17 protein-coding genes and 1 tRNA gene are annotated in these 20,179 nt (G+C 40.0%); 16 read left to right on the top strand and 2 right to left on the bottom strand.

All coding sequences use genetic code 11. The features are described 5' to 3' along the window. Positions 1-4: 4 nt before the first annotated feature. The 4 genes from relA to eno all read left to right on the top strand — a co-directional run bounded on the left by relA (position 5) and on the right by eno (position 6,162). Entirely contained in the window at positions 5-2,161 is a 2,157-nt protein-coding gene (relA, locus tag R0J88_RS07885; protein WP_410899602.1) for a GTP diphosphokinase, read from the top strand. Positions 2,162-2,163: 2 nt separating this feature from the next. Continuing rightward, positions 2,164-2,961, top strand: a complete 798-nt coding sequence (mazG, locus tag R0J88_RS07880; RefSeq protein ID WP_410899601.1) for a nucleoside triphosphate pyrophosphohydrolase — start codon at positions 2,164-2,166, stop codon at positions 2,959-2,961. Between the two features lie 151 nt (positions 2,962-3,112). After that, a complete protein-coding gene (locus R0J88_RS07875) occupies positions 3,113-4,747 on the top strand; it encodes a CTP synthase (RefSeq protein ID WP_410899600.1) in 1,635 nt (544 codons plus the stop codon). A 116-nt stretch (positions 4,748-4,863) separates the two neighbouring features. Continuing rightward, entirely contained in the window at positions 4,864-6,162 is a 1,299-nt protein-coding gene (eno, locus tag R0J88_RS07870) for a phosphopyruvate hydratase (protein ID WP_410899599.1), read from the top strand. Positions 6,163-6,825: 663 nt separating this feature from the next. Here the strand turns inward: eno and mutH are convergent. After that, entirely contained in the window at positions 6,826-7,497 is a 672-nt protein-coding gene (gene mutH / locus R0J88_RS07865; protein WP_410899598.1) for a DNA mismatch repair endonuclease MutH, read from the bottom strand. Between the two features lie 529 nt (positions 7,498-8,026). On the opposite strand from mutH, the gene rppH reads away from it, so the two are divergent. The 12 genes from rppH (at position 8,027) to R0J88_RS07805 (ending at position 18,218) form a co-directional block, all read left to right on the top strand. Then, positions 8,027-8,545: an RNA pyrophosphohydrolase gene (rppH, locus tag R0J88_RS07860; RefSeq protein ID WP_006792674.1), complete on the top strand. Its 519-nt coding sequence runs from the start codon at positions 8,027-8,029 to the stop codon at positions 8,543-8,545. A 30-nt stretch (positions 8,546-8,575) separates the two neighbouring features. Next, entirely contained in the window at positions 8,576-10,840 is a 2,265-nt protein-coding gene (gene ptsP, locus R0J88_RS07855; protein ID WP_410899597.1) for a phosphoenolpyruvate--protein phosphotransferase, read from the top strand. A 91-nt stretch (positions 10,841-10,931) separates the two neighbouring features. Further along, positions 10,932-11,741: a sulfite exporter TauE/SafE family protein gene (locus tag R0J88_RS07850; protein ID WP_410899596.1), complete on the top strand. Its 810-nt coding sequence runs from the start codon at positions 10,932-10,934 to the stop codon at positions 11,739-11,741. Between the two features lie 12 nt (positions 11,742-11,753). After that, positions 11,754-12,557, top strand: coding sequence for a prolipoprotein diacylglyceryl transferase (gene lgt / locus R0J88_RS07845; protein ID WP_008132732.1), 804 nt, complete (start codon positions 11,754-11,756; stop codon positions 12,555-12,557). A 7-nt stretch (positions 12,558-12,564) separates the two neighbouring features. After that, positions 12,565-13,416 carry a thymidylate synthase gene (locus R0J88_RS07840; RefSeq protein ID WP_006792678.1) on the top strand — a complete coding sequence of 284 codons (852 nt, stop codon included), beginning with the start codon at positions 12,565-12,567 and terminating at the stop codon, positions 13,414-13,416. A gap of 21 nt (positions 13,417-13,437) precedes the next feature. After that, the gene (gene galU / locus R0J88_RS07835) at positions 13,438-14,316 is read left to right on the top strand and encodes a UTP--glucose-1-phosphate uridylyltransferase GalU (protein WP_006792679.1); all 879 of its coding nucleotides are present in this window, start codon (positions 13,438-13,440) and stop codon (positions 14,314-14,316) included. A 337-nt stretch (positions 14,317-14,653) separates the two neighbouring features. Continuing rightward, positions 14,654-15,343 carry an SPOR domain-containing protein gene (locus R0J88_RS07830; protein WP_276755422.1) on the top strand — a complete coding sequence of 230 codons (690 nt, stop codon included), beginning with the start codon at positions 14,654-14,656 and terminating at the stop codon, positions 15,341-15,343. 77 nt (positions 15,344-15,420) lie between these two features. Then, a complete protein-coding gene (locus R0J88_RS07825; protein ID WP_410899595.1) occupies positions 15,421-16,020 on the top strand; it encodes an SPOR domain-containing protein in 600 nt (199 codons plus the stop codon). Between the two features lie 48 nt (positions 16,021-16,068). Beyond that, entirely contained in the window at positions 16,069-16,662 is a 594-nt protein-coding gene (locus tag R0J88_RS07820; protein ID WP_410899594.1) for a FlgO family outer membrane protein, read from the top strand. Between the two features lie 13 nt (positions 16,663-16,675). Continuing rightward, entirely contained in the window at positions 16,676-17,368 is a 693-nt protein-coding gene (locus tag R0J88_RS07815) for a FlgO family outer membrane protein (protein WP_006792683.1), read from the top strand. A 7-nt stretch (positions 17,369-17,375) separates the two neighbouring features. After that, entirely contained in the window at positions 17,376-18,068 is a 693-nt protein-coding gene (locus R0J88_RS07810; RefSeq protein ID WP_410899593.1) for a FlgO family outer membrane protein, read from the top strand. Positions 18,069-18,143: 75 nt separating this feature from the next. After that, positions 18,144-18,218 (top strand) — tRNA-Arg (locus R0J88_RS07805). Between the two features lie 965 nt (positions 18,219-19,183). Here R0J88_RS07805 and R0J88_RS07800 read toward each other — a convergent pair. Continuing rightward, on the bottom strand, positions 19,184-20,116 hold the full coding sequence (locus tag R0J88_RS07800) for an exopolyphosphatase (protein ID WP_010555880.1): 933 nt from the start codon (positions 20,114-20,116) through the stop codon (positions 19,184-19,186). Positions 20,117-20,179: the final 63 nt, after the last annotated feature.

Raw genomic sequence — 20,179 nt, 5'->3', positions numbered from 1 at the left:
CATTATGGTAGCGACACGTCAATCACATCAACAAGATGAAACGGGTGATCTTTTTACACGGTTAAAAGCACTCGACCTATCTACAGAAAAGACTCAGTTGCTTAATAAGGCGCAAGCGCTCTGTGTTAAAAGTGATAACCAAGACTGGCAAAATACAGCCATAGAAATGGTGGAAATTTTAGTCGAGTTAAACCTCGATGCTGAGTCGTTAGCTACAGCGTATCTAACACCCTATTTTTTAAATAATGTGGTCTCCCTTGAAACCGTTCAAGAGCAGCTTGGAAGCAATATATCCTTGTTGTTAACGGGGGTTTCTCAAATGGCGACTATTAGTACTTTGTCGCACCAAGGTAAAGGCACTGTTCAAGTCGATAATATTCGTAAAATGTTATTAACCATGGTTGAGGATGTGCGCGCTGTGGTGATTAAACTTGCTGAGCAGGTATGTCATTTACGTAACGTTAAAAATGCAGGTGAAGAAGAGCGTGTTATTGCCGCCAAAGAAACAGCCGACATTTTTGCTCCTTTAGCAAACCGACTTGGTATTGGCCAGTTAAAGTGGGAACTTGAAGATTTATCGTTCAGGTATTTACGCCCAGATACGTACAAAAAAATAGCAAAACAGCTTGATGATAAACGTCTTGCTCGTGAAGCCTATATGGAAGACATGGTAGAACAGGTTAAAAGCCGTTTAAGTGAAGCAGGTATAGAGGCTGAGGTATATGGTCGGCCTAAGCATATCTACAGTATTTACAAAAAAATGGCGCAAAAAAACTACGAGTTTGATCAACTTTTTGACATACGTGCTATGCGTATTGTGGTTGACCGCTTGCAAGATTGCTACGGTGCGCTCGGTATAGTGCATACCAACTGGCGCCATTTGAACAAAGAGTTTGATGACTATGTTGCAACGCCTAAGCAAAATGGCTATCAGTCAATTCATACCGTTGTTTTTGGCCCTGAGGGCAAAACCGTAGAAATACAAATACGCACGCAAGATATGCATCAAGATGCAGAACTCGGTGTAGCCGCTCATTGGATGTACAAAGAAGGGGCTTTACCTGGGCGTGGCTCGGGTTACGAGCAAAAAATTAGCTGGTTACGTAAATTACTGCAATGGCAGGAAGAAGTGGTGGATGGCGGCGATTTAGCTGAAGAGCTAAAAAACCAAGTTGTTGAAGACCGTGTATATGTATTTACCCCGCGCGGCGATATTTTTGATCTACCATTAGGGGCCACGCCGCTCGATTTTGCTTACTACATTCATTCTAATGTGGGACATCGTTGTATTGGCGCAAAAGTATTTGGCAAAATAGTGCCGTTTACGCATCAATTAACGACGGGCGATCAGGTCGAAATCCTCACACAAAAACAGCCAAATCCCAGTAGAGATTGGTTAAATCCGTCACTGGGTTATATTAAATCATCTCGTGCACGTGCCAAAATACACCATTGGTTTAAGCAACTTGACCGCGACAAAAACTTAAGTGCGGGTAAAGAGATTCTTGATAACGAGCTGCAAAAGCTTGATTTAACATACAAAGATTTAGCCCCAGCAATCAAGCGATTTAACTTTAAAGAGCTTGATGACTTAATGGTCGCAATTGGAGCAGGCGATGTGCGTCTTAACCAAATGCTTAATTTTGTTACTGACCGTACAGAAGACGAACCTGTTATTCGTTTTAAAGCACCAAGCAAAGTAACGGGCGATAAAAACGGCATAGTGGTTGATGGTGTGGGTAGTTTAATGAGCCACGTTGCTAAATGTTGCCGCCCCGTTCCAGGTGATCAGATCATCGGTTATATCACGCAAGGCCGTGGTATTGGTGTACATCGTGATGATTGTGATTCATTTAATAATTTGAAAACGCAGCACCCAGAGCGTGTTGTTGAAGTTAGTTGGTCTGAAGATATAAATGGATCATACGCGCTCAGTATAAAAATTGAAGCAAGCGACAGATCTGGACTAATTCGCGATATCAGTTCTGTACTGGCTAACGAAAAAGTAAACGTACTTAACATGAATGTAAATACCGTGGGTGCTGACCAGTTAGCGGTATTTACCATGCAAATAGAAGTACACGATTTGTCGGGCACAAACCGAGTGCTGTCTAAATTGCATCAAATTGAAGGTGTTCACCACGCTAAGCGAGGGCAGTAGCTTTGGCTAACCATTCAGCATTAACAGAACTTTTAAGTATTATGCAAACACTCAGAGATCCCAATGGCGGCTGCCCGTGGGATCTTAAGCAAGACTTTAAATCAATTGTGCCGCATACACTTGAAGAAGCCTATGAAGTTGCCGACTGCATCGAATCGGGTAATTTAAATGAGCTTAAAAATGAGCTTGGTGACTTACTGTTTCAAATTGTCTTTTATGCCCAATTAGCTCAAGAGCAAAGCTTGTTTGACTTTAACGACGTAATAGAACAATTAAATGCAAAATTAACACGTCGCCACCCCCATGTTTTTGGCGAGAAAAAAGCCCTCAATGATGAGCAGTTGTCATTGCAGTGGCAAGCTATTAAAGCCCAAGAGCGAAGCGAAAAAGCAATATCTGAAGAATCACTGTTATGGCAAGATATTCCTGCAAATATGCCAAGCCTTAGCAAGGCTAAAAAAATTCAACAGCGAGTAGCTTCAATGGGTTTTGACTGGCCGACTTATCATGGTGCGCTTGATAAAGTAAGCGAAGAAGTACTTGAAGTTAAAGAAGCAATAACGCACGACCCCTTGTCGGATCACACAGCAGAAGAGCTTGGTGATTTACTATTTGCCACCGTTAATGTAGCGCGTCATGTCAAACGTGACCCAGAGCAGCTCCTTAGAAATGCAAACGATAAGTTTTCTGCCCGGTTTGAAAAGGTACAAGCATATTTGCAAGCGCAAGGTAAAAGCCTAGAGACAGCAAGCCTTGAAGAAATGGATAATGCGTGGGAAGCAATCAAAAAACATAAATAAAATAGCGCACGTTTTTTAATCGCTTATTCGCTAATTTTAGCTGGATTGCTAAAGCAGGTTTTGGTACAATTTCGCCCCGTCTTGATGATATGCCCATAGCCACTTTTTTGGGTGTTATATTCCTTTTAATTCCTGATATTCTAGGGTTCGCATGAGTACAAAATTTATCTTCGTTACTGGCGGGGTTGTTTCTTCGTTGGGTAAAGGTATTGCAGCAGCATCGTTGGCGGCTATTTTAGAAGCCCGTGGCTTAAATGTTACTATTTTAAAGCTGGATCCTTACATCAACGTTGACCCAGGCACAATGAGCCCAATTCAACACGGTGAAGTATACGTTACAGAAGACGGCGCAGAGACTGATCTTGATTTAGGTCACTACGAACGTTTTATTCGCACCAAAATGACTAGCCGAAATAACTTCACGCAAGGCCGCGTATATGAAGACGTATTGCGTCGCGAGCGTCGTGGTGAATACCTAGGCGCCACTATTCAGGTTATCCCTCATATTACTAACGATATTAAACAGCGTGTTTATGAAGGCGCTGAAGGCCACGATATTGCCATTGTTGAAATTGGTGGCACGGTAGGTGATATTGAATCACAACCGTTTATCGAAGCAATTCGTCAAATGGGCACAGAGATAGGTCGCGAACGCGCACTCTTTATTCACCTAACGTTAGTGCCTTTCTTAGGCCCTGCGGGCGAAGTGAAAACAAAACCAACACAGCACTCAGTTAAAGAGCTTCGTTCTGTTGGTATTCAGCCAGATATTCTTATTTGTCGCTCAGATCGTAAGTTACCTAATAACGAGCGTGCAAAAATTGCATTGTTTACCAATGTTGAAGAAAAAGCGGTAATTTCATTACCTGATGTAGACAGTATTTATAAAATTCCAGCATTGTTAAAATCACAAGAGCTAGACAATTTTGTATGTCGTCGTTTTCACTTAGACGCGCCTGAAGCTGACTTGGTTGAGTGGGAACAAGTATTATACCAAGAGTCTAACCCTACGGGCGAAGTGACCATTGGTATGGTGGGTAAATACATTGAATTACCTGATGCCTATAAGTCGGTTAACGAAGCATTAAAACATGCGGGCCTTAAAAACCGTTTAACAATCAACATCGAATATGTAGATTCACAAGACCTAGAAAGTAAAGGCGTAGAATTACTTTCTCACCTTGATGCTATTTTAGTTCCAGGTGGTTTTGGTGGTCGTGGTGTTGAAGGTAAAATTTTAGCGGCAAAATACGCACGTGAAAATAAAGTGCCTTACTTAGGTATTTGTTTAGGTATGCAAGTCGCGCTTATTGAGTATGCACGAAATGTAGCAGGCTTAGCTGATGCAAACTCTACTGAGTTTAATGCCAAATCTGCAGCGCCGGTTGTTGGCTTAATCACCGAGTGGTTAGACGCCGAAGGTAAAGTAGAAGTTCGTGACGAGAAATCAGATCTTGGTGGCACAATGCGCTTAGGCGCACAAAAATGTTACTTAACACCAGGCTCTAAAGTGCACGAAGTTTACGGTAGCGAGGAAATTGTAGAACGCCATCGCCATCGTTACGAAGTAAATAACAACTTCGTAGACCAACTAGAAAAAGCAGGTTTAACATTCTCGGGTTTATCTGAAGATAAAAAACTAGTAGAAATTATTGAAAACAAAGATCACCCTTGGTTTATTGCCGCGCAGTTCCACCCGGAATTCACGTCAACACCACGTGATGGTCATCCGCTATTTGAAGGGTTTGTAGCAGCAGCGCATATCCACCAAAAAGCGTCATCGTAACTTATAAAAAGCCGTGCATATATTGTACGGCTTTTTTGTTTTTAAGACTGACTAAGCTATATCAAACATAGTAAAGTTAACAAAACTCACCATTTTGGGAATATAGAGGAAACAAGATGTCAAATATCGTAAAAGTAATTGGTCGCGAAATCATGGACTCGCGTGGTAACCCAACTGTTGAAGCGGATGTACATTTAGCTGATGGCTCATGGGGTCGTGCGGCAGCACCTTCTGGCGCATCTACTGGTACTCGCGAAGCATTAGAGTTACGTGATGGTGACAAAGCGCGTTATTTAGGTAAAGGCGTATTAAACGCGGTTGGTTACATCAATAAAGAAATTGCTGATGCGCTAGCTGGCCAAGACGCACTTAACCAAAGTGCAGTTGATAAAGTAATGCTAGATTTAGACGGCACTGAAAACAAAGAAAAATTAGGTGCAAATGCAATCTTAGCAGTATCACTAGCAACAGCTAAAGCCGCAGCTCAGTCTAAAAAAGTAGAGCTATACGAGCACATTGCTGATTTAAACGGCACACCGGGTGTTTATTCAATGCCACTTCCAATGATGAACATCATCAATGGTGGCGAACACGCGGATAACTCTGTAGATATTCAAGAATTTATGATCCAACCTGTTGGCGCTTCAAACTTCCGCGAAGGTCTACGTATGGGCGCAGAAGTTTTCCACAGCCTAGCAAAAGTACTTAAAGCAGATGGTCACTCAACAGCTGTAGGTGATGAAGGTGGCTTTGCGCCAAACCTTGAGTCTAACGAAGCAGCACTTGCAGCAATTAAAGTTGCAGTAGCAAATGCAGGTTACGAGTTAGGTAAAGATATTACGCTTGCAATGGATTGTGCTGCCTCTGAGTTTTACGACAAAGAAGCAAACATCTACGATCTTAAAGGTGAAGGCAAAAAATTCTCGTCTGAAGAATTTAACTTCTTCTTGCAAGAGCTTACTCAGCAATACCCAATTGTTTCAATTGAAGATGGCTTAGATGAGTCTGATTGGGATGGATTTGCTCACCAAACTAAATTAATGGGCGATAAAATCCAGTTAGTAGGTGATGATTTATTCGTAACTAACACTAAGATTTTAAAACGTGGTATCGACAACGGTATTGCTAACTCAATCTTAATTAAGTTTAACCAAATCGGCTCACTAACTGAAACGTTAGCAGCTATTAAAATGGCGAAAGACGCTGGCTTTACTGTTGTTATCTCTCACCGTTCTGGTGAAACAGAAGATGCAACAATTGCTGATTTAGCAGTAGGTACTGCGGCAGGTCAAATCAAAACAGGTTCATTAAGTCGTTCTGACCGCGTAGCTAAGTACAACCAATTGCTTCGTATTGAAGAGCAATTAGGCGCTAAAGCACCGTACAACGGTTTAAAAGAAGTTAAAGGTCAGTAATTCTTTTTAGAAGCTGGTTTTAAATTTTAAGCTATAAAATCCTCGCCAATGCGGGGATTTTTTATTTCTATTTTAGGTTTTTTTGTTAATATGAACTTCAACTTACAGGGAATTGTAGTGAAAAAACATTTCATTTTTTCTGCAGCGCTTTCCTTATCAATCCTTACACAACTTAATGGCTTTAATTAAAGTGAATATTTCAGTCAACGATTACAGTTACTTAATAGTAATATTGCCTATAGCGTTAACAATGGCTTATTTATTAAAAAAAGCGACATTAAAAACAAACGTTAAACATAACGTTATACTTAACTTTATTTTAACGATGTTATTTTTCCCCGCTGGGTTTGCACATTTTATTTGGTGTATTTATACATCAATAAAAAAGCGTAAATGCAACGCTCAATAATTTAAATTTAGGGGAGAACTCCCCTTTTTAGGAGTTTTAAATAATGTATTTTCACTCATCTTTTTATTACATTCTCGTCTTACCATTTTTGCTTATTTTTTCAGGCTTTATTTTTTTTCTAAATAAAAACTCTAATACTAAAAGTAGTATAGGTATAAGTTTGGTTTTGACGTTTGTGAATATCATTTTAGGTCTATTTCATTTTTTTTACGTTATTAACAAAGTGCTCAACGAAGTCCCTGATAATAAAACGCTCACAAAGTGAATTGCTGCTTTAAAATTTCACTCGTAAAGCTGGTTTTTAAATAAAAGCCACGGGGCAGGGTTTTTATTATTTGCCCGTTTGGGCCAATGGCATCGGTCACAATTTTGCTATTTGCGGCTTTTGGACGAATTTGCATTGCATCGCCTAAATGGCCTGATATTTCATCAACCCTACCAAGCGCAATAAGCTCCATTTGCTCTTCCCAGTCGCGCTGTAATAAAGCGTCCTGCTCAGGCGTTGGCTGCCATAAAAAGCCACTGCCAATGGTTCTATTAAACGGTGCTATATCACGCTCGCTTAAAACCGGAAGCCATAAAACGTGGTTAAGCTTTTTACGAACCGCACTAGTGTGCCATGTCATGCCTGTTACGTTTATTAGTGGCGTTACCGATACAAAGGTGGTTTCAAGAGGTTTGCCCTTATAGGAAATAGGTAGCGTTTTGAGTTCAATACCTAAATCCTCAAAGTCTGGAAGGGGTTTAGAACCCGCTGTTGCACCTAAAACGTACTCAATTAATTGACCCGTCCAGCCTTTTTCTCTTAATAAGTCATCAGGGGTTTTAAAGTTATATTGCTCGGCAAGTTGCCCAAGCGTAAGGCCTGCAATACTGTTAACACGCTGGATAAGGTCATTAATTGAATGTGGTTTAGTTGGACGCATAGCACTAATTTGAGTTGAATAAATACCATGCTCATGATAGCAAATCAGCTAAGCCGTGGATATCTTTAGGGTTGTGTGTTTTTTGTTCGGTGGTTGGGTGTGTTAATTTTATACATTGTGAAAGTTGCACCTAATTTGTTAAGTTGCTGACTAGCTTGGCTTTTTTTTGTTAGCGAGTATTGCTTGTATCGGTCGTAATAAAAGTTACAGGGATAAATACAACTATATAAACATGTTTATCCACAGAATCTGTGGAGAACAACACGTTTTCGATCTTGTATTGTGGATTTGTTTGCAAAATGAACGTGTTTTTTAAAAGTTATGCACAAACTGTGAGTAACTAGAGCAAAATAATAACTGCAATAGCTTTCATACATTTTTTTAAATCTTTTTACTCGTATCTCAGTATTTTCATCTCTGGGCTGGGTGTAAATTACACTTACCCAGTGGCTCGCTTATAATAGTGTTTGCCGTATTGCGGCTAATGTGGAACAATCATTAAAAATCGACTTACAAATGAGGCACTAAGGTGATTGATGCCGAAGGTTTTCGTGCCAATGTCGGAATTGTAATTTGCAATAATCAGGGACAAGTATTTTGGGCCAGGCGCTACGGTCAGCACTCTTGGCAATTTCCCCAAGGCGGTGTTGATGATGGTGAAACACCAGAACAAACTATGTACCGTGAATTACACGAAGAGGTCGGACTGCGACCAGAAGATGTAGAAATTGTCGCAAGTTCAAAACATTGGTTACGCTATAAATTACCCAAACGATTAATTCGTCGCGACTCAAGTCCGGTGTGTATTGGGCAAAAACAAAAATGGTTTTTACTGAAACTTCGTTGTAAAGACGAAGATGTAAACTTACTTAAAACTCATCACCCAGAATTTGATGACTGGCGTTGGGTGAGCTATTGGTATCCTGTAAGGCAGGTTGTGTCGTTTAAACGGGACGTTTACCGACGTGTAATGAAGGAGTTTGCTCCTTTCGCTATGCCTTTTAATAAAAGAGAACAACATAAAGACCACTGGCGAAGTAAAAGGTAATAACATTATAGTAAAATAAAGGAGCAGGACATGCTGGCAACATTGAGGTCTATTGCTGAGTCTGTATCGCAACAAGCGAATTTAGACACTGCATTAGTGTGCTTTGTGCAAATGGTTAAAGACGCCATGAAAACCCAGTGCTGCTCTATTTATTTTGCTGATTATAGCCAAGACAACTTTGTGCTTATGGCTACCGAAGGGTTAAATCCTGATGCGGTTGGTAAGTTTAGAATTGGCTTTACAGAAGGCTTAGTGGGATTAGTTGCTCAACGCGAAGAGCCCATAAACATTGCCTTTGCTAAATCACACCCGCGTTTTAAGCTCTCTCCTGAGGTAAACGAAGAAGGCTATAATGCTTTTTTATCGGTGCCTGTGGTACATCAAAAAAAAGTGTTAGGCGTTATTGTTGTTCAACAAAAAGTGGCCCGTGTTTTCAGCCAAGATGAAGAATCATTTTTAATAACGCTTTCTGCTCAGCTTGCTTCACAATTGGCACATGCCGAAATTAAAGAAGTACTTCGCCAAGACGAGTCATCTCATCAAACATCCGTTTTAAAAGGTGTATCCAGTGCACCGGGTATAGGTATAGGTACTGCTTTTGTACTTTTACCAAAGCTTGACTTTAAATCAATTGAGCTTCAAAAAAATAGTGATGTAACAGAGCAGCGGCGGCTATTTACTCAAGCGGTGGCCGCCACACGAAAAGAATTTAACACGCTTTCGATGACGTTGAGTGACTCTATTCCTCAAGAGGCGTTAGCCGTATTTGATGTTTACCAACAGTTATTGGATGCTAAAAGTTTAGGTCAAAATGTAGAGGTTCAGTTACTCGAGGGATGGTGTGCAAAAAGCGCACTTAAAATTGTGATTGAGCGTTTAATTTCGCAATTTAATGCGATGCAAGACCCATACATAAAAGAGCGTGCTGTTGATGTTAAAGACATAGGCTTACGCGTATTACATCACTTAGTTAATACCGAACACGCAATAAAAGATTACCCCCCAAATACTATTTTGATTGCTAATACATTAACTCCCGCCATGCTTGCTGAAGTACCAAAAGGGTATTTAGCAGGGGTTGTTAGTGTTAACGGCTCTGCCAATAGTCATGCTTCTATTTTGACTCGCGCAATGGGGATCCCTGCTATTTGGGGGATAGAAGATTTACCATTACTTCAATTTGATGGTAAGCCAATGATTTTAGATGCGTTTGCAGGGCGCTTGTATATCTCACCCTCGCAGATGTTATTAGATGAGTATGCAGACTTACAACATCAAGATAACCTGTTAAATAATCGCTTTTTAGCAGAGCAAGAGTATGAGTCTATTACTTTAGATGGCGAACACGTCAGTTTATTGTTAAATGCCGGGCTAGAGCTAAAAACAGATCAAAACAACGCACATGTGTGCGACGGCGTAGGTTTATACCGCACTGAAGCGTGGTTTATGCAGAAAGGCCAGTTTCCTTCTCAGTTAGAGCAAGAGAATTGGTATCGAGAAGTGCTCACTAGTTATTACCCTAACCCAGTTGTAATGCGAACGCTCGACATTGGCGGCGATAAAGTGCTCGACTATTTTAATATAACCGAAGAAAACCCATTTTTGGGTTGGCGCGGTATACGTATTAGCCTTGATCACCCCGAGTTATTTTTAGATCAGCTCAAAGCAATGCTTAAGGCAAATATAGGTTTAGGCAATTTAAAAATAATGCTGCCTATGATCAGCGGCACTGAAGAAGTAGATGAAGCATTGGGTTTATTTGAGCAAGCTTATTTTGAACTCAACGAACACTTTCCTGAGCAGCAAATAGATCGCCCCGATATTGGTATTATGCTTGAGGTGCCTTCCAGTGTGTTTATGTTGCCTGAATGGTCTAAAAAAGTAGATTTTTGTTCAGTAGGCAGTAACGATTTAACACAATATTTATTGGCAGTAGATAGAGCCAACGCGCGTGTTGCTGAGCTTTTTAATCCTTATCATCCCGGGGTGCTCAGAGTTTTAAGTAAAATAGCCAGTGAGTGTGAAAATTACGAGTTACCCTTTAGTTTATGTGGTGAACTTGGTGGTGACCCAGAAGGGGCCATATTGCTAATAGCTATGGGCTACAGACGATTGAGTATGAACTTATCGTCTTTAAATAAGGTAAAATGGGTGCTTAGGCGTTTGAGCGTTGCCGACATGGAGCAGTTGTTGAGCGAGTGTTTAGCACAATCAACGGCTAAACAGGTCTTGCGTTTAACGCGCAATTTTATGTTAGAGCATAATTTAGGTGACCTATTTTATACCCCAAAGTAAAAAGTACTGACTTAATTAATTTTAATACGCAGATGCTATTCGTTTTATAATCCTTTAACATATAAGCCTTCAAAAGGCATTTGAGATAACTATGTATGACTTAGGTTTGTTGGTCGCATGTTGCGTACTACTAGGCTGTATTGTTGGTTTTTTAGCAGGATTATTAGGTATTGGCGGCGGATTAATAATTGTGCCCGCACTGAGCACATTGCTGATTTTATTTAATGTTACATCTGCAGAACATGTTGTAGTTATTTCGATTGCGACCTCTTTGGCCTCTATTTTATTTACTTCTACGTCTTCAGCATTGGCTCATCATAAAAATGATAATGTGCCTTGGCATGTTGCACCTTGGGTTATGGCTGGTGTAGCAGTAGGGGCTTTAATTAGTGGCTTTGCCGCAAGCTTAATACCGGAGCAGTTACTTCGTAGTGTATTTGCAGTAAGTGTTGTATTTATTGCAGCTAGAATGGCGCTATCATCACGTAATAAACCCTCATCAACTAAGCCGCTCCCACCGGGTCCTATTTTAGGGTGTATTTCCGCTATTATGGGTGGTTTATCGGGCTTGATTGGTATTGGTGGTGGAGCGTTAATTGTGCCTATGCTCAATTACTTTTCTATTGATATAAGAAAAGCCATTGGCTGCGCTGCCGTTTCGGGCATTGTAATTGCCTTATTTGGCTCTATTGGCTACATTAGCGCGGGTTGGAAGGTGACCGACTTAGCACATGGTTTTGCAGGGTTTGTATATTTACCTGCGTTATTTGGTATTGTTATTACGTCGTGGTTTGTGGCGCCTTACGGGGCTAAAGCAACTCATTATTTACCTGTTAATACAATAAAGAAAGTTTTCGCGGTACTGCTTGTTGTTATCGCAATTAAAATGGTTTTTAGCTAAAGGTTTATTTTTATGGCACTTGAGTTTCCTCAAATCGATCCAATTATTTTTTCGATTGGACCACTGAGCGTACGTTGGTACGGATTGATGTATTTAATTGGTTTTGCATTTGCGATGTGGTTTGCAAATCGTCAAGCAGCAAAGCCTAATTCTGGCTGGACCAAAGAGCAGGTAAGTGATCTATTATTTTATGGCATGTTAGGGGTCATACTTGGTGGTCGTATTGGCTATGTATTGTTTTACCAATTTAGCTATTTTTTAGAAAACCCACTTTACTTATTCCGCATTGATCAGGGCGGTATGTCGTTTCATGGTGGTACGCTGGGCGTAATTACAGCCGTTGCTATTTTTTCGTGGACACGCAAAAAATCACTGCTACAAGTTGGCGACTTTGTAGCGCCACTAGTGCCAGTGGGGTTATTAGCAGGGCGTATAGGTAACTTTATAAATGGTGAGTTATGGGGGCGTGTATCAGACGTCCCTTGGGCTATGGTATTTCCAACCGGCGGGCCGCTTGCTCGCCACCCTTCGCAGTTATACGAAGCCTTTTTTGAAGGGCTCGTTTTATTTTTAATTATGCTATGGTTTATTAAAAAACCACGCCCTGCGGGCAGTGTTGGCGGTGTATTTTTATTAGGTTACGGTGTGTTTAGGTTTGGTATTGAATACTTCCGCCAACCAGACGCACAACTAGGCTTATTTGCCGACTTTATTTCTATGGGACAAATACTGTCACTGCCTATGATTATAGGTGGTTTAGGTTTATTAATTTGGGCTTATAAAAACCCGCAGCAAGTAACAGCAGCAAAGGCATAATAAAAGCATGAAACAATATTTAAAATTATGTCAGCGTATCGTTGACGAAGGTCAATGGGTAGAAAACAAACGCACAGGCACACGTTGCTTAACCGTTATAAACGCCGATTTAGAATATGATGTAGCAAACAATCAGTTCCCGATGATCACAACGCGTAAAAGTTACTATAAAGCGGCCATTGCAGAGTTACTTGGCTATTTACGAGGCTACGATAGCGCAGAACAATTTCGTGAAATTGGCTGTAAAACATGGGATGCTAATGCCAACGATAACCAAGCTTGGCTTAATAACCCAAATCGTAAAGGTGAAGACGATATGGGGCGCGTTTACGGCGTCCAAGGCCGCGGCTGGCAACGCCCTGATGGCTCAACACTCGATCAGTTAGCTAAGGTAATTAACAATTTAAAAAATGGCATTGATGATCGTGGTGAAATAATCACGTTTTATAATCCAGGTGAATTTGAACTAGGTTGTTTAAGACCTTGCATGCACACGCACACGTTTTCACTATTAGGTGACACGCTTTACTTAACATCTTATCAGCGCAGCTGCGATGTGCCGTTGGGGCTAAATTTTAATCAAATTCAATGTTTTGTATTGCTTGCATTGGTCGCTCAGATTACCGGCCACAAACCGGGTAAGGCGTATCATAAAATAGCTAACGCTCATATTTACGAAAATCAGCTCGAATTAATGCGCGACGTCCAGCTCAAGCGCGAACCATTTGAATCGCCTACACTTACAATTAATCCAAATATAAAGTCACTTGAAGACATAGAAACGTGGGTTACCCGAGACGATTTTGAAGTAACTGGCTATCAATGCCATGACGCAATTCAATATCCATTTTCAGTATAATAACCGATTAAGGAAAACAACATGAAAGCAGTGATCCCAGTAGCGGGACTTGGTACGCGCATGCTACCAGCCACAAAAGCAATCCCTAAAGAGATGCTTCCTGTCGTAGACCGACCTTTAATACAATACGTAGTAAACGAAGCGGTTGCTGCAGGTATAAAAGAAATAGTACTTGTCACCCACTCAAGTAAAAACTCTATCGAAAACCATTTTGATACCAGCTTTGAGTTAGAAGCAACGCTTGAAAAGCGTGTTAAGCGGCAATTGCTTGCCGAAGTGCAAGCTATATGCCCTAAAGACGTAACAATAATTCACGTTCGCCAAGGCGAAGCAAAAGGGCTAGGCCACGCTATTAATTGCGCCGCGCCAATTATTGGTAACGAACCGTTTGTCGTTATTTTACCCGATGTGATTATAGACGACGTTGAAAGCGATCTTAAAAAAGACAACCTTGCAGAGATGATCGCTCACTTTGAACAAACTAAGCACAGCCAAATTATGGTAGAGCCTGTACCAATGCAGGAAGTAGATAAGTTTGGTGTGGTGGACTTAGGTGGCACCGAAATAGCACAGGGTGAAAGCTCACCAATTGTTAGCATGGTAGAAAAACCACCGGTTGACGAGGCACCTTCAAACCTAGCCGTAGTTGGGCGCTACGTGTTAAGTGAAAATATTTGGCCACTACTTGCAAAAACGCCGCAAGGTGCTGGCGATGAAATTCAGCTGACCGATGCCATCGCTATGTTGATGCAAAGCGAAAAAGTAGATGCTTACGCAATGAAAGGCCGAAGCCACGATTGTGGTAGTAAAATTGGTTATTTAAAAGCAACCATTGAGTTTGCACTTCGTCGTGACGAATTTGCCGATGAGTTAAAAACGTTTATTAAAACACTTGTATAACCGTTTACATTTAATCAGCAAAAAGCGCCTAATTAGGCGCTTTTTTTATTGTTTTTTGCATAACTTGTTTTTTTAATGTAAAAATTAGAATAGTTTTGATTACTTTACAGACATAATGTAATTTATGTTGTAATGTTTGTTTTAAGTGGCATTAAAATTGTATTGAAATGTGCTCTCATGGAGGAGTCAAAAACATAAGCTTATTGAATTAAATACGCTTATTTAGGTAAAGGGCTAGGGTGTGGCTCAAAAATTTAAAGTAAGGTTAAACGCTTTGTAAAGAGGATGTTTAACTGAAATGTAAGTGTGATTACACTGCTTTCAGGACAGCGAATAAATGTTAACTAATAACAAAAAAATAACAGGATTACTTTTAAGCCTGCTGATACTGCTATTTGGTACAGCATGCTCTATTACGCCTGAAGCTAAATTAGTGCCAGCACCAGAAACACAAACTAATTCGCCTGAGTATGTACCTATTACTGCATTAGAGCTGGCTCAGTTAAAAGATGCAGCATTGCAATGGCAGCAGGCAAGAGCGGGTATAGAGCGTATTTTAAAGCTAGAAAAAGAAATTACCTACCTTGTTAATCACATAGATATTATTAACAGTAAGGCAATAGCCCAATCTAATCAGCCTACAAATAGCTCGTACAGCACGCGCACAATTCACAATCAGCAAGCTGCACGTTCGCGTAGCCAAAGTGTTAATCAATACAGAAATAAAAAGCAGACGGTTAAACTTAATACACCTAGGCATATTTTTGCTCTGCAAGTGGCATCGGTTGACTCAGAAAAAGACATCGCAAAAGCGTGGAAAGAGCTAAACACCAAAGCTGCCCCCTTATTCAGAAAAAAAATACTGACCAATGTTGAAACCGCAAAAATTAACAAAAAAACGTTTTACAGGCTTAAGTTAGGTTCGTACCAAAATCTAAAAAATGCCAAAGCAGACTGCGAAGTATTTAAAGTGTATAAGCTTGACTGCATAGTGAGTAACTACACAGATAAACCCGTAAAGCTGTAGTTAAAATAGAAACTTGCTAAAAATTTTTTTATCCATAAAATACCTGACCATAACTAAAAGGGTGGTAGGTAAAAAGTATGGTTATTAAAAAGGAATTTATAAACACTTTATTTTGTATTGGGGTTTTGCTCGTTATAACAGGGTGTACTTCATCTAAAAAAGCGCCACCGAGTTCAACAACACCAAACACTGTCCTTATTTCAAGCGAGGATTTAAAAGCGCTCAAACAGTCTGCAAATGAGTGGAAAACAGTTGAGCCTAAAGTTAACGATCTGCTTGAGCTTGAAGGGCAGCTATCAAAGCTGACTACTCGTTTAAAAGCCATTGACGAAACCAATACGGCTGGAACAAACAACGCTCAAACAACCACTCCAACAGAAAGTATTTTAAAAAGCGACCAGGCATTTTTCGCTATTCAAGTAGCAGCATTTAACAGTAAAATTAAATTAAACACGGCACTGGCTAATTTAAAACGTAAAATACCGACGTTTTTTGATACTAATATAGCTGTTAATATTGAAACTAAAGTAATAAAAACCAATACGTTTTATCGTTTAAAGTTAGGCGCATATAAAACAAATAAACAAGCAACAACCGCTTGCGAAGCATTAAAACAGCAAAAAATTAATTGTTTTGTCACCTATTATACGCAGGAAAAACCACAACCAACCCTCTAGGCATAATAATTGCTTAGTCTCTTGTATGATCACAAGAGGATGGCAACTATGCGCCTTTTACTACCCTTATTATTAATTAACTTGGCCGCGTGCAGTTTAATTCCTGAACCCGAGCCAAGTATAAGCACATATGCCCCAAAAGCAGCGATGGCACCTTATACAGTAAGTGACTATGTACACAACTTAACTGTGCAATTAAGTCATTTAAAAGGTCCATTAAGCAACAATACTCGCATAGGTGTGAGTAGTTTTTACTTTGCAGATGCGCTCGACAATAAGCTAATGACGCAGCAAGCGTCGGGCTTAAGCCAACAAATACAAGAAAGTATATTAACCAAAATGACGCAAATGGGTTATCACACGGTCGAATATCGCTTAGCAAATAACCTACACTTATCTCATAATGCCGACAGCGCGCTGACCCGTAATTTAGAACAGTTACGAGAGCGCCAAAATATTGACCTTATAATCACCGGCACCGTGACACGTCAACAGCATGCATACATTGTAAATGCGCGCATGGTAAACATTAGCAATAAGCAAGTTTTATCTGCTGGCAGTACTGAGATCCCAATCAATGTAATGTGGGGAAATGAAAAAATTCAGCAGCGCGATGGCTCACTCTATCGCAGTGAATATTAACGAGGAGTACACAATGAGAAACTTATTAATCACGCTATGTTTGCCACTAGGTTTTGGTTGTTCACAAATTATGAACACCCCTAGTGCCGACCCAGCTGTTGAGCAAAGTAACCAAGGAGCGCAACTGGCAACAAGCCAACGCAAAGTGAGTGCTCCAGTTAATCACGATAACATGTTTCAGTCGGGGTTAGCTCAGCAAACTAACTACACAAAATCGACGCCGCCAATGCATAAAAATATAAACCACTATGTGCGCGGAATAATGCAAGACATGGTCGAAAACTTACAATACGTAAATGATAAAACACCACTAGCGGTATCAAGTTTTGTATTTTTAGACGACGATTACAGTAATGGTAGCTTATTAGGAAATCAAATTGCTGAAAGCTTTATGCATGAGCTTCACAATTTTGGTGTACCGGTCATTGATTTTAAAACCACCGATTATGTGCGTGTAACACAAACCGGCGACTTTGTTTTTAGCCGAGACTATCTTGAATTAGACCCAGAGCAAAACTTTCAATACGTACTGGCAGGCACGCTAGTAAGTCACCAAGGCGGAGTGTTAGTCAATGCACGAATTGTTGGCTTAACAAGTAAAGCGGTTGTTGGTTCGGCGCAAGGGTTTTTACCGCAATCAGTTATTGATGCGTTAAATGGTAATTACCGTACCGATGGTATTATGCTAAAACAAGCGAGTGAGTGAGGTGAGTATGCGCTTTACACTAAACACCAATTTACGGACATTATCACTAGCTGGGTTAGTCGTTGCTCTATCTGGTTGCTCGCTAACGCATCACCATGAGCATGATTCAAATTCACACACAACAACGCAAGCAAGTACCAGCTATGTACTAAATGGCCGTTACGATACTCAAACACACAGCCAAACTGTGCAACCAAACAATGATTACGATGCGTCAAAACCCTTTAAGCCAGTAAAGCATCATAAAACGCTCGTTAATTACGTAGAACAAATGGCTTTAGACTTAGTTGACACGCTAGAGTACGACACAGAAGCCGATACACAGGTTAATATTGCTGTTAGTACATTGGTAAACTTTGACTCGTCACTCAATAAAAGTAATCAGTTAGGTAACCAAATATCTGAAACACTAATCCATCAATTACAAAAGTTTGGTTACAGTGTGGTTGATTTTAAAACCACCAGCACAATAGACGTAAACAGACGCGGTGATTTTGTGTTTTCACGAAATATCAAAAAGCTGAGTGAAGATCATATGGCAAGTCATATACTCGCGGGCACCTTAATTTACAGGCAAAACGGTATTGTTATTAATACACGCATTATAAATGTCAACACCAAGCAAATAGTGGCCAGCAGCCGAGAGTTTATACCGCAATACATACTAAGCAAAGAAGATATATATTTATCAAGTAATTAACTCAAATTCCACTTGATTTAAAACTTGATATTAAAAATCAGATGCCGTTATAATTTAACCCTAGCACACCGCTGTGGCCTCTTAGTTAAATGGATATAACGGCCCCCTCCTAAGGGGCAGTTGCAGGTTCGATTCCTGCAGGGGCTACCAATAAAATCAATGAGTTACGTTTTTCCACTTCTTCTCTTTAATTTCTGTGTAGTACATATGTAGCATCGTAAATTGAAATATAAAGAATTTAGCGCTGTCCTTTTATTAAAATAGCCAAATTACATTCAGGCTGCTTTGTGCCATTAGCAGACATCGACTTTAATGTCTTAAGTCAAGATTTGAACCCATTCACTTTTAACCTGTGTTGGCCGCTCTTGCCAACATCCGGTTGATAGATTTGTTATGAGCTGATTTCAAACCTTAGTCCTTTCCATTTGATTCTTTCAGTTGCTCTTTAGCACTGGAAAAACCATCGTTAAAACCTTTAGAGAATGGCTCTACCGCGGTCGCAATTACCAAACACATAGCGCCTAGAAGCATAGTGTTTCGTTTGTTTTTTACATACCCATAGATAGTTAGAAAAACAAACAATATTGAAAATACTAGCTGCAAATAAAACACTTAAAATTCCTTTTATTTAAAATTAACACGACGACTAAAGCTCATAACAATTTAATAGTGCGCTCGTCACGCATATTTCTGCCGACGCTACGCTCATTTTTCTACATTATATAGTTTTAACAAATTACCTAAGGTATTACTATCGCAAAGTTTTCTAAAGTTTTTAGGTAAAGTTAAATTAACCAATATGCGCGCAGCGCTTACTTTCATGAATATATGCGCAGAGCAGTTTAACAAATCAATTAACTACAATATTTAGCCAATCTCAATGACTGGTTATCGCTCCAAGCCGAACTTCCTCAAAGTGCCATGAGCAGACAATAAAACTTTTGACTGATTACTTCTCTCTCAAACTTGCCCTTAAAAACCTAAGATATCAACAACTATTGAGTTGAAGCATTAGCAAAACAGTTTTTTATAGCTAAAAGTTTATAACTACACATAAAAAAGCGAGTAAATGAAAATTTACTCGCTTGTTTATTTTGATATTTAATCGTTAGTAATTAACCATCATTAGTGATTTTATCGATCAGCTCAGTGAGTACTGTGTCGGCTTGGCTGGTCTCTACTTGGCAGGTGCCTGCATTTAAGTGGCCGCCGCCGCCGTATTTAAGGCATAACTCACCTACGTTTGTGTTTGAGCTGCGGTTAGTAATTGACTTACCAATTGCATATACTACGTTTTGCTTTTTAAGCCCCCACATTTTATGAATTGAAATATTGCAGTCGGGGTACATGGCGTAAATTACAAAGCGGTTGGTGGCGTAAATGGTTTCTTCTTGGGTTAGATCTAATACCACTAGGTTTTTATGCACTGTTGCACACTGTGTTATTTGTGCTTTTGCTTTTTCGTTGTGCTCATTATAAAGCGCAACTCGCTCTGCAACATCTTCCATTTGCAAAATGTCGTCGATGCTTTGATCTTTACATGCATCAATGAGCTTCATCATTAACTGGTAGTTTGAAATTTTGAATTCGCGAAAGCGGCCTAGGCCTGTGCGGGCATCCATTATAAAGTTCATTAACACCCAGTCGGTTGGATTGAGTATTTCATCTTTAGAAAACTGAGCTGCGTCGCCTTTATCTACAGCGTCCATCATATCTACTGAAATATTAGGAAATTTTTCGGCGCCGCCGTAGTAGTCGTAAACGACTCGCGCAGCTGAAGGCGCTTTAGGGTCAATTATGTGATTTTTAATGTCGCTTGCGTTTCGAACGGTTTCACTTAAGTGGTGGTCAAATGCTATGTGACAACCCGCTACGTAGGGAAGGTTAGTGGTAATATCGTTAGCGGTGATGTCTATTTTTCCATCTTGCATGTCTTTTGGGTGTACAAACAAAATGTCATCAATTAGATCTAAATCTTTTAGTAGTACAGCACATACAAGGCCATCAAAATCGCTACGAGTGACTAGTCTAAATTTATTATTGGGCATAGCTATTCCATCTTTTTAATTAAGTTACGTATTAAGTGTAACAGCTAAACTATTTTTTGAGAT

This window comes from Pseudoalteromonas sp. SIMBA_162 (genome assembly GCF_046535955.1).
GTDB classification, from domain to species: domain Bacteria; phylum Pseudomonadota; class Gammaproteobacteria; order Enterobacterales; family Alteromonadaceae; genus Pseudoalteromonas; species Pseudoalteromonas marina.
This window is presented reverse-complemented; position numbering and strand designations above follow the sequence as displayed.

Bases quoted from the DNA above. Each gene is read 5' to 3' on its own strand.
- galU (WP_006792679.1), top strand. From the start codon at position 13,438: ATGAAAGCAGTGATCCCAGTAGCGGGACTTGGTACGCGCATGCTACCA.
- ptsP (WP_410899597.1), top strand. From the start codon at position 8,576: ATGCTGGCAACATTGAGGTCTATTGCTGAGTCTGTATCGCAACAAGCG.
- R0J88_RS07830 (WP_276755422.1), top strand. From the start codon at position 14,654: ATGTTAACTAATAACAAAAAAATAACAGGATTACTTTTAAGCCTGCTG.
- R0J88_RS07825 (WP_410899595.1), top strand. From the start codon at position 15,421: ATGGTTATTAAAAAGGAATTTATAAACACTTTATTTTGTATTGGGGTT.
- R0J88_RS07810 (WP_410899593.1), top strand. From the start codon at position 17,376: ATGCGCTTTACACTAAACACCAATTTACGGACATTATCACTAGCTGGG.
- relA (WP_410899602.1), top strand. From the start codon at position 5: ATGGTAGCGACACGTCAATCACATCAACAAGATGAAACGGGTGATCTT.
- R0J88_RS07815 (WP_006792683.1), top strand. From the start codon at position 16,676: ATGAGAAACTTATTAATCACGCTATGTTTGCCACTAGGTTTTGGTTGT.
- lgt (WP_008132732.1), top strand. From the start codon at position 11,754: ATGGCACTTGAGTTTCCTCAAATCGATCCAATTATTTTTTCGATTGGA.
- R0J88_RS07800 (WP_010555880.1), bottom strand. From the start codon at position 20,116: ATGCCCAATAATAAATTTAGACTAGTCACTCGTAGCGATTTTGATGGC.
- mutH (WP_410899598.1), bottom strand. From the start codon at position 7,497: ATGCGTCCAACTAAACCACATTCAATTAATGACCTTATCCAGCGTGTT.
- R0J88_RS07820 (WP_410899594.1), top strand. From the start codon at position 16,069: ATGCGCCTTTTACTACCCTTATTATTAATTAACTTGGCCGCGTGCAGT.
- R0J88_RS07875 (WP_410899600.1), top strand. From the start codon at position 3,113: ATGAGTACAAAATTTATCTTCGTTACTGGCGGGGTTGTTTCTTCGTTG.
- R0J88_RS07840 (WP_006792678.1), top strand. From the start codon at position 12,565: ATGAAACAATATTTAAAATTATGTCAGCGTATCGTTGACGAAGGTCAA.
- eno (WP_410899599.1), top strand. From the start codon at position 4,864: ATGTCAAATATCGTAAAAGTAATTGGTCGCGAAATCATGGACTCGCGT.
- R0J88_RS07850 (WP_410899596.1), top strand. From the start codon at position 10,932: ATGTATGACTTAGGTTTGTTGGTCGCATGTTGCGTACTACTAGGCTGT.